Source organism: Nostoc commune NIES-4072, assembly GCF_003113895.1.
Taxonomy (GTDB): Bacteria; Cyanobacteriota; Cyanobacteriia; order Cyanobacteriales; family Nostocaceae; genus Nostoc; species Nostoc commune.
Map to the genome: position 1 here is coordinate 796,625 of NZ_BDUD01000002.1, position 10,157 is coordinate 806,781.

Annotated in this window: 10 protein-coding genes and 1 pseudogene; 6 read left to right on the forward strand and 5 right to left on the reverse strand. The window is 40.6% G+C overall.

The window, feature by feature from the left end:
- Positions 1-4: 4 nt before the first annotated feature.
- Positions 5-1,171, reverse strand: coding sequence for a relaxase/mobilization nuclease domain-containing protein (locus CDC33_RS36195; RefSeq protein ID WP_244919552.1), 1,167 nt, complete (start codon positions 1,169-1,171; stop codon positions 5-7).
- A 41-nt stretch (positions 1,172-1,212) separates the two neighbouring features.
- Complete coding sequence (locus CDC33_RS36200; RefSeq protein WP_244919553.1) at positions 1,213-1,599, reverse strand: plasmid mobilization protein; 387 nt, start codon at positions 1,597-1,599, stop codon at positions 1,213-1,215.
- Positions 1,600-2,453: 854 nt separating this feature from the next.
- On the opposite strand from CDC33_RS36200, the gene CDC33_RS36205 reads away from it, so the two are divergent.
- Entirely contained in the window at positions 2,454-3,032 is a 579-nt protein-coding gene (locus tag CDC33_RS36205; RefSeq protein WP_109013323.1) for a hypothetical protein, read from the forward strand.
- A gap of 242 nt (positions 3,033-3,274) precedes the next feature.
- Here CDC33_RS36205 and CDC33_RS39665 read toward each other — a convergent pair whose 3' ends face one another.
- Positions 3,275-3,418: a hypothetical protein gene (locus CDC33_RS39665; protein ID WP_181374357.1), complete on the reverse strand. Its 144-nt coding sequence runs from the start codon at positions 3,416-3,418 to the stop codon at positions 3,275-3,277.
- Between the two features lie 326 nt (positions 3,419-3,744).
- On the opposite strand from CDC33_RS39665, the gene CDC33_RS38090 reads away from it, so the two are divergent.
- The 4 genes from CDC33_RS38090 (at position 3,745) to CDC33_RS36220 (ending at position 7,884) form a co-directional block, all read left to right on the forward strand.
- A complete protein-coding gene (locus CDC33_RS38090; protein WP_146195930.1) occupies positions 3,745-3,972 on the forward strand; it encodes a hypothetical protein in 228 nt (75 codons plus the stop codon).
- A 25-nt stretch (positions 3,973-3,997) separates the two neighbouring features.
- The gene (locus CDC33_RS36210; protein WP_109013324.1) at positions 3,998-5,233 is read left to right on the forward strand and encodes a ParM/StbA family protein; all 1,236 of its coding nucleotides are present in this window, start codon (positions 3,998-4,000) and stop codon (positions 5,231-5,233) included.
- Between the two features lie 692 nt (positions 5,234-5,925).
- Positions 5,926-6,729 carry a ParA family protein gene (locus tag CDC33_RS36215; protein ID WP_109013390.1) on the forward strand — a complete coding sequence of 268 codons (804 nt, stop codon included), beginning with the start codon at positions 5,926-5,928 and terminating at the stop codon, positions 6,727-6,729.
- Between the two features lie 3 nt (positions 6,730-6,732).
- Entirely contained in the window at positions 6,733-7,884 is a 1,152-nt protein-coding gene (locus tag CDC33_RS36220) for a ParB/RepB/Spo0J family partition protein (protein ID WP_109013325.1), read from the forward strand.
- A 566-nt stretch (positions 7,885-8,450) separates the two neighbouring features.
- Here CDC33_RS36220 and CDC33_RS41495 read toward each other — a convergent pair.
- Together CDC33_RS41495 and CDC33_RS41815 are read right to left on the reverse strand one after the other, a co-directional pair.
- Positions 8,451-8,576, reverse strand: a complete 126-nt coding sequence (locus CDC33_RS41495; RefSeq protein ID WP_260504442.1) for a hypothetical protein — start codon at positions 8,574-8,576, stop codon at positions 8,451-8,453.
- 62 nt (positions 8,577-8,638) lie between these two features.
- Positions 8,639-8,698: pseudogene (locus CDC33_RS41815) on the reverse strand (sigma-70 factor domain-containing protein); the annotation flags it as partial.
- A gap of 603 nt (positions 8,699-9,301) precedes the next feature.
- Between CDC33_RS41815 and CDC33_RS36230 the strand changes: the two are divergent.
- A partial coding sequence (locus tag CDC33_RS36230; protein ID WP_109013326.1) for a ParM/StbA family protein occupies positions 9,302-10,157 on the forward strand: 856 nt, incomplete at its 3' end.

A 10,157-nucleotide genomic window follows, 5' to 3' on the forward strand; every position in this document is an offset into this window, starting at 1 on the left:
CCTGTCAATAGGGTTTGAGACGCGCTAACCCTGCTGAAATATCCTGTTGTGGGTGCTGTTTCTTTGGATGCGGCTGAACTTTTTTCTTGGTCTTATTTGCTTCCGAAGTGGGGTTATATTCTAATTTTGGTTGTATTATCGAAATCTCACTGGGATAATTACTGCTTAATGTATATATAGTAACAAGTTTTTTAGAGTTACTATCGGTATCACCATTACTATCACTTGTACTGCTATTAGTAGGTTTATCACTATATAAGTAATCAATGTTACTTAAAATTATACTATTTATGCGAGCAATTGCTTTGGCTTTAGCTTGTTGAATTACTTCTTTATCTTTATCTGGGTCGTACATGATTCCATATTCAGACCGCAGTTTGTTCCAGCTATAAGGTTTGTATACTTGATAACCAGCAATTTTTACATCATTATGAGTGTAGGTAAAGCCTAGTAGTTCTTCCCCCTGCATCTTAGGCAATACTCCAATGTTATTTTCCTCCAGGCGTTGAATAAACGTAGAGACGGTGGGACTATCCTTAATGGCTTCTCCTATTGCTTGGCGAATAATTTCCTTACTTGTTGGGGTTTTGTGCTTACTGTTGACTGCTCTAATACTTTTTGATCGGTTGGGACTAGTGAGTGTAATTATTCCGTACTCTTGCTCTAACCTAGAGGCGACGGCTTCATTTGTTGTCGGTGTTACCTCTAATCCTAGTTCCGCCGCGATGCGTCTAGTTGAGACTTGGGAGTTGAAATAATCATAGGAATCATTAACTAAGCTGCCATCTAACCGAATCCGGGAGGTGATTATATGCAGGTGTTCGTGGTTGCGATCGTGGTGGCGTACTGCAACGAACTGACTCGTAGCTGCTACAGATGATTCTTCCTTGGGCAAGTATCCCATATCTTTGAGATATTCCCTTGCTACATAACTGTACTGACTGTCCGACAAATGCTCGTGGTAGTTAGGGCGGTGTGCTATCGAGATAATGAGGTGGGCACACTGCCGTTTAACTGCTTTTTTGGTGTATTTGGTACTGAGGAACTGCTGGTTAAATTCATCTGGCTTTGTTCCCATCATATTAGTATCGACAATCGCAGCATCATCTTTCCCCAAGACATACTTGAGCGTGTCGAGAAAATTCGGTTTTTTATAAATGACGGGAATCAAATTGAGGGAGTTTAAAGTGGATATATAGAACCTGTAATGCCTTATTTATCTTGGCTTAAGGCTGATTTATCTGGAACGTCTAGGTTAAATGCAGCAGCTATGGTCTGATCTACGAGTGCGATCGCATTATTGACAGTATCCAAAATTTCCTGGTTGTTTGTTTCCTTTGCTAAATGAGATAACATCATCAGTTCGCTTTTGAGGTTTCCAGCAGTAGCGCGGATAGTTATCAAGTCGGCAGGCGGTTTTGCCGTTAGTACCCGCCTTAACCCACAGGAACGTAAATACTCAGATGCAGTTACCCCTGTGGCGATCGCTTTTTCCTCAATGGTAGTTTTCTCTTGCTCAAAGAGGTATACCTTGATAGATTTAGTTCGCTTTATGGAGTTACTTACCATACCTTGTTTCACTGCGGGACTGAGTGGCATAGTTAGAGACTGCACTGAGGGAGTTGGGGATAACCGGAAATCTGACAACAGTGTATGGTCTCAATTGCGGACAATATCGCTGCTACTTTTGGTATAAACTATACTTGATTTAGATGCCGCCAGTGAGAGTACTGTAACTTGTGATAATACAAGGTAATATCTTATGGTTCGTCTTGTAACTGACACTGAAGCCGTAAACCTTGTTTTTAATGATGCAATTGTTGGGTTGTAGAGATTGTATGGTTATGTCGCCAGCGTGCGATCGCGTAGTGGGTGCTATCCATTATCGTGAATTAAATTATACGTAATTACAATTATTTATAGGTATTATTTTTCAATCTGTTTATTTATCAAACAGTAGATATATTACAAAGGTAGCATTTTGTGCTACAAAATAAAACGATTGGTATTAAAGGACTGTCAATTAATCTAGTTTATTGATAATAACCTTAGTGATAAAATGACCCTACTAAACATACCTTGTTTTAGTTACAGGACTGTACGGCGACAGCAATAGTCTGTTGTGGAGTGCAACTGTAGTAAATCAGATACAGAGCGGATTGTGGGGTTCTATCCTAAGTTGATTAACTTCGACGTAATGCTGAAATAATTGGGTTAATTTGCCCTCAGAATACCTCAATTATGGGGATTGTTAGAGTTTATTTTTCAGTTAATTATTTATTTTGATTGACAAAAATCAAACCCAATTTCACTTAATTGGGGTAATTAGTGTGTCAATTGGGGTAGTTAGGAGTAAATACGGGGGTGAGTTCTCCTGCCGTATGGTTAAAGTATGAGTATTGACAAATAGCTTACTGAGAAGCTTGATTTGCACGTTAGATAGAAGAGAAGTTATGGCAAGAGCGAGTAAGCCAGCTGATTCGGTTGAGTTGGCGCGTATCATGCGGAATAAAGATATGGAGGACGGTATAGTAATTAGCTATCTCCAGTCGAAGAAGCGAGGGCAAACTGAGTTAGTATGTGAGGCGCTGCGGGCGTATTACTTACCGTTTGCGCTATCTGCTGCGGGGGTATCTGGTGTTGAATTGCAGTCAGCCCTTCATGATGCGATCGCGCAACTGGAAGTTCAGATAATTAAGATGAAACGGATGTTTGGGATGGAGGGGTTGCCCCAGATAGTTCTTGTTAATCCTCATAGTGGAGTTTTCTCGCAAGGTGCAACTGGGTTACAACCAACAGTTGGAACTAATGGCGTGGAAATAGCTCCTATTTCAGCTAATTCGGTTCCCCCTTCAGTTTCTTTTTTTGATTCCACTGGGCCAAGTCCTGTGTCGTTAACTGTTGCGACAGAACCAGTCGGCTCAAATGTTTTGGAAGAAGATTCCGAAGATGATGGGTTCTTTAATGATGAGGAGGATGACCCAATTGCTAAGGCAGAAATAGAAGTTGATGCGGGATTTCGTCTGGAGTGAGGGGATTATGAGGATATGGGTGGTTAGATATTTGAGAAAAGCATACTCTCTCTGCCTTCGGTTGTGATACTTGCGTAAGTCCTGCCCTTGTCCTGTTTGTCGTTGTGGGCAATATCTCCTGGAGTGCGATCGCGCAGGCGCTGTTACCAGTAAGTGCTTTGCACCACTACACTGGGCGCATTTAGAAGGAGTTTTCGCTCAAGCACCTGCACTGCATTCCTCAAAGTTTCTATGAAACCATTTCAGCCATACATTTGGTCAAAGCCTTTGGTCGAGGGCTTCAATAGTATTTGACGGAACTGGAAAGGCGATCGCATTCTAGTTTTAGAGGTGCGATCGCCTAGAATAATCACTTCATATATCTCATCTGTAAAAGCTGCGATCAAAAATTTGACAGCAAAGCAAATGTGTAATTAACCCCATTTGACATACCTTGTTATCGCCCAGGACTACACAATTGCGATACTTTTTACTGGGGTAATTGCGGGGATAGTTGAGGTAATACGGGGTGTGATCATAACAATCGCATTGTTTGAACTACAGCTAAAAAGGTAATTTTATTTAATAATTCAACTTTTCGTTGATACAGAATTTGGGTGTGATTGGGGTAATTTAGTCATAATTTAGGAGGTGTTTTGATCATCGGGTATTAAAGTAATCTTTAGTACTCTAATGTACTTAGAGTTTACAGTTTTGATTTGGTATTAGTGCTATGGAGGTACTTCAGTTAGCCCTCTGGCAATTTGCTGTAGTTGTCGGCAGTTTGCAGTGGACTTTCTACTCAATGGAGTTGAGTATGAATGCTGTAGCGCCATCGAAAAACATCGCCATAATAGTTTTTTCTATATGCACTTTGTATGTAAAAAAGTTGTTAAACCCTGTAAAGAAAGTATTTTACACCACAGTATTTTTCCCATTTCGGTTAAATTGGGAACGATAGTAAAAGGTAATAAAAGATTAAAGATATGCCCAAAACTAAGGAGAAAACAGACGTAAAAAAGGTAGTAATTACGATTGACATGGGTGCAAGTAAAACCAAGGCGATCGTTCAAGAGTATCCAGAGGGAAAGCCTGTTGTTTTACTTTTTGACTCAGAAGTAGCAGATATTGCTAAAGCTTCGATTGAGAGCGTTCAACAAGAAGGTAGTCCTGAATCTCGTACTTGGGTAGGAATAGGCGATGAGTATTGCGCCTTGGGAGAGCTTGCCCGTCGTCGATTTGGGGGTATATCGCAGCTGAAGGAGCTAAAGTACGAACTGGCAGTCCCCAAAATTTGTGGTGCATTTTGGCTGGCTAAGGAGAAGTTGAACCTGGGTAATGATGTTGCAGCTTACTTGAGCATCCTGCTACCGCCCGGTGAAGTGCAAGACAAAGAACAGTTACAAGTTCGGTTGAAGGATGCGTTTCGAGGATTTGATACACCAGCAGGTAAGATGCGGGTAAAAATGCTTCGTTATGATGCAGCTTCTGAGGGTAGTGGGATATTTTTTCACCGTAGGCAATCGCTTGGCGATAATATGCCTGCTTCGATGTATGTGATGCTTGGTTATCGCAACGCAAGTATTTTCACCTTTCGTAGTGGTTCAATTGGTGCGGGAATAACCAGTAATTTTGGTATGTCTTGGCTGGTGAATAATTTTACTTCTAAGACATCAGGACTAAGCCCTGATAATCCCAATATTATCGAGGTGTTGGTAGAAGCTGGAGTTAGTTGTGACTCCCAGGTGATGCAGAAACTCTCACGCAAACGCAAAGGTGATGAAATTCAACTTGATGGCGAGTTGATGTCCAAGGCTTTATTGCTTGCTAGAGATGAATATTGGCGTGCGATCGTCAGATGGTTGCGCTCGAAGATGGATGATGATATTGAAGAACTGGTGTTTTGCGGAGGGACTGCGGATTACATTCGTCCAGAAATAGACGCTTACTTCCAGAAAGAGGGGATTAAGGTATCTTGGCACGGTAATATTTTTATACCTGATGAGATATCTTCCGGTATTGGCAATCGGATGGCGGATGTCTGGGCGCTCTACCAATATATGATTATTCAGTTTGATGAGTTGACTGGTTATACCCGCTCTGAGGTTGTACTGCTAACTAAATCCGCTGAAGGTAGTACAGATGAAGAAGTTAAACGTAAGTATAATTTTACGCCTTGTGATCGACCTAGTACCTTTATTGCTGTGAACGAGAATGTTTGATTAGCTCAGAAAAAGTAGTGTAGTTACAAGGACTGCAACTACACTTCTGGGATGCTTTTTACGTAACTTCTCAATAACCACTGCATGAATGAGCCGATTACTCGTGGTTAGGTGAGAATAGCTAGTTCTAGGGGGATTGAAAATAATTCCTTGTTGGCAGCGCCCCTTTCTATAATGACATCAGGTAGATAGAGAATATTGTTATCCCGCTTCAATCGAGTACACTTTGAACAAAGACTGTTGTTCAGCGTAGAATCTTCATGGCAAGGTGGTTATATTATGTCAACAGAAGATTTTTCTTCTCAATAAGCTCAAAAAAGTCGCATTAATAGCTGCTGGTTGACACAGCTTTAAAGGTTGAAATCACATTAGAATTATGCCGTTGGTTTTTATACTCAATAACCAGCTTGCACAAAGGCCATAATGCTTTCCTACGGAACTATTAGATTGAGCAAGTGCTGAGTGAATATCTCTTGGACGGGGTATATTTCTTTTTGTGTACAATTCCACAATAGGCAATCTGTGTAGCTAGGTCGATATTACTTGCAGTCAACCTCTGTGTTGATAGCAATCCTTGTTAGAGAAATCAGAAAAATGATATAACATTATCTCAAAATTCTTCGCCCAAACTGATATAACGTTATCTCATGACTGGGAGTCGGAAATATAGTAATCAAGAAAGAGAAAAAATTATGCCTGCCAATTTGACCCTTTCGATTGAGACAAACGCTGGAGGAGTGGCGAAAAGTACTATTTCATACAATCTTGCGTATGAATTGGGTGTTCGTGGCTATTCAGTGGCACTATTAGACATCGATCCTAACGAATCATTGACATTATTTTGCGGATTAGGAGAATTTAAAACTCAGGGAACAATGGCTAATGTTTACCATCCAGACTTCAATGGGAACTGGCCTTTAGTTACAGCTTGGCAAGGTAAGATTGACAAAATTCAAGTTTGTAAAGGCGGAAAAGAATTACACGAAACAATTCGGGAAGTTTCAAAGGATCTGCGTGGAGCTTATACTCTTGCAGATCGGTTGAGTGATTACCCCTTATCTCACGATTTTGTAATTATCGATTGTCCTGCAACATTGGAGCCTTTACCACTGACTGCTCTTGCAGCTTCTAGCCACGTATTAATTCCCATTCAACCTGAATACAAGGCTTCTCAAAGTGCTGCGGCGATGATTGAGTGGTACTATTTCAACTGCAAGCGGCTGAGATTGAAACCGACTCCAAAAATATTAGGTATAGTTCCTACTCGTTGGAAAAGTGATTGGGGAGCGCATAGAAGTATTGTCGAGGAACTTCCCCTAGTCTGTAAAAATTTGGGAATTCAGTATTTTAGCCCAATTCGAGAATCAGCTGATATTCTTAATGCTTCTGGTAGAGGGCTACCTCTGGGAATTTACAGACCAGGCAAAGAGGCAAGAGGAGATTTTCTGCCAATTGTTGATGCACTAGTTAACGAACTTAAGCTAATAAGAGGTTGATCGATGACAAAATTAAACAAACCGAGTGTACTTGGAATGTTTGCTTCTGCTGCTGGTTCACAACAGGTATTTGAGCTTGAAGAACGAGTAGAAGATTTACAGGCAGAGATTACAAGATTAAAAGATGAACAAGCACAGGGAAAGCTTGCTGAAGAAGAACGTACAGTCCTCAATCAAACTATTGAAGACCTACGAGAACATTTGAAAGCATCTGGAATTTTTAAAATTCACTATAGTGAAATAAAACCCAATCCGAAACAAGCAAGGCAAACATTTACTTCGGATAGTATTCGGAGTATGGCTGTTTCAATTAGAGAGGAAGGGCAACAACAGCCGATTATCTTACTACCGGGAAATCTCATTTTTGATGGAGAACGGAGATGGAGATCCGTTGCAGAAGAGTTACAGCCAGAAATTGAAACGCTTGATGCAGTGATGCTTCAGAAAGTTCTTTCTGAAGAGGAATTACATGCACGCACTTTATTAACTAGTCTTCATCGAGAAAGCTTGAATGAGCTAGATTTAGCCGAGGGCTTGATTCAACAGGCTAAGTTAGCTTTGGAATTTGAACAGGAAGAAGTAGTTAGAGCACTTAGGAGAGCAATAGCTAGATTAAATGCAAAAAAGCTTTTGCCCCAATTAACTGAATTGGTTATTTTAACTAGAAAAGAGCAGTCAGAAGGCATTAAAGGATTTAATTTAGACGAAATAGAACAAAGTATTCTTCTGTTGCTATTACGTTTTCAACAAAATCCAGCATCAGTAGATGCAAATGTCTTTCCTTGTTTACGGCTTTCAGAAGACTTAAAAATTGCGATTAGAGAATCAGGACTTGGTGCAAACCATGCCCGATCACTCCAAAAACTAAATTCTAAAAATTTAAAAGTTGAAGAAACTAAAGCTCTTAAAATCCGACAAGATGCTACATCACAAGTTTTGCAAGAAAGGCTAACAGTCGCTCAAACTCGTTTTCTAGTTGCCCAAACTATTGCTGAACATGCTCCTGAAACAAAACCTAAACCAAGTCCCCAAATCAGTTCTCTAATTCGAGATGTCTCAGCAACTAAGGTCGAAGATATCCAGCAAGAGCAACTGAGAGATTTATTGGCTGTATTAGAAGCTAAGGCAAAAGAGATTCGGAAAAAGCTGGACTAATACTATCTCGTCCGACTTAGTTCACTGAATCGGAGATGTCCATGTAATCTATAAGTGCTTATCTAAACTACCCAAATAGCTTTCGCCTGAATCCCGCAGAGTCAAACCAGAATTATCAGCCGAACGGTTTCAGCATGTGAGATTTCTAGACTGCGACAAAGCAGTAAGCCGAATTATATTTGAGTGCTGACACTGCCAAGAGAGGATACTTTGTGAGTTTACGGGTGAGCCTGTAGTTGGAGAATATAATGGACGGTCTTCAATCATCCAAGTTAAAGGTCAATGCCCAAACTTTGAGCAAACTGCTATTAGAATTAGTACGGAAGAAGTGCTTTCTACAATAGTGATTCCTTTTCCTTGGACATAAATAGTTTTCAAGAAACCAAATAATTTTTAATCTCGTCTTGCTCACGTCGTAAAGCTTTCATTCCTTGTCCATGAGCAGAGCGTACCTTGGAATGACTAAAATTGAATTTTTTTTTGTGCAATCTGTTTTACAGTTAGCTTGCCCTGTCCCTCTAGCCCAAACTGTAACGTTAAGACTTGGACGTTGATTTGGCTTCAAGTCAGCTGACAAATTCTCCAAATCTGACCAGTTGACCAAGCTTTTGGATTTGCGTTAACTGTGCTTCTGTTTTATTTACCTCGGTAGCTAGTTCAGCCCTAGTTGGGGAACGCTCTAGTCGTTGCACTTGAGAATCGTTTTGCTTATCAAGTTTTGCATTGACCTTACAAGTCTTGTGTAGACAATCTTTTACTCTGGCAATAGCCTCGGAAAGCGACCAATTTCTCGTAGGTAGATTCCAACTGTATCAAAGCTTGGCTAGACATCTTGCGTGGCGGGAAGCTAATTTAATAACAAAGATATTGACAGTAGAGTATAAATCAAACAGTCAACCATTTCAGAGGGTGTAGGGAACCCACGTTTTGAAACGTGGGATTTAAGCAAGGAGCGGAGGTGGAGTGTCTCCGCCTCTGCGCTTTGTATTTCGCGCTATGCGTCTCGAAATAAATATTTTTTTAAGTGGGCTTTATATCACAACTAAAGTTTTCTATTTCTTCTTCTCTATTTTTTTGTAAGTTAATTTCTACTACGTTCATAGAAAAGATTTCAAAAATTCTGGTGGGGGCTATATGGGGACTATGTGTACCCCAAAAATAGATTAGGACTTTGATGAGAATTTGACACCTACATGGGGGCTTTGTGGGGGCTTTTTGGGGTACATTTAGCTATTTGATATTTTGTACCCCACTTAGCCCCCAAGGGGTATGATAAGCTCTTGAGGTTAGAGAGGGAAGGGGCAGAGTTCTGGGGAAAGACTCATAGCAAGTTATTCTTCTCTCCCCTGCTTTCCTGCTCCCCTAGATAATCTGAACAGATAACTTTCACAAATTAAAACGTATTGACTTGATCCCTATGTCAAACATTCACGCCTTGCAAAAAATTTTTCCTGCTGGCTTTGATAACGGTTACGGAAGCCTAAAACTTTTAGTCGATGGCTTTGAAGTTGTTCGTGTCCCCAGCTATATTTCCACAGCCGACATGGAAGATGTACCCGGACGGGTAGTTTTTAACGGTAGTGCTTACACAGTCGGAGAATCAGCTTTCCGTACAGGTTATCATTTTGACCGAAACACCGATAACAATGAAAACAAAGTCAATAATGCGTTGTTGACTTTATTCGGTGCATTGGCACATCTGCCACACCGTAAGGCTTGGCACTTAAAATTAGTTGTCAGCTTACATGATGTTGGTCTGGCTGAAGAACTACAAAAAGTACTAAGTGGGGAATATCAGCCGATACTTGCTGGCAAACAATCAGATGTGAAAGTAGAAGTGCTGAAAGTTGTGCTAGAGGGGATGGGTGCATTATTTGGGCATCCACTGCCAAAAAAATTAACTATTTTAGATTTTGGCAATGGCACGACTCTGTATTCTCGTTACAACCAGGGGAAACGAGAAGTTCACACCGCCTACCCCATTGGTGTAGAAGTTCTCATTGATGATATTTCCCAAAAAATGAAACATCTAAATGGGGGAAAAATTGGGGATGCATCCAAGATTCGATTTTGTCTGGAAATGGGACATACCAAGTACAGCCGTGACATCGATATCAAAGATATATACAGCACTTGTTTGAAAGATTGGTATGAAAAATACTTAAAAAAAGTGGTGAATCTGACACTTGATGCCAAGCACCAAGGGGATGAAATCTGGGCGATAGGTGGAGGCTGCCTGTTACCAGGATTTAAAAAGTTGTTAGAAAAGAATG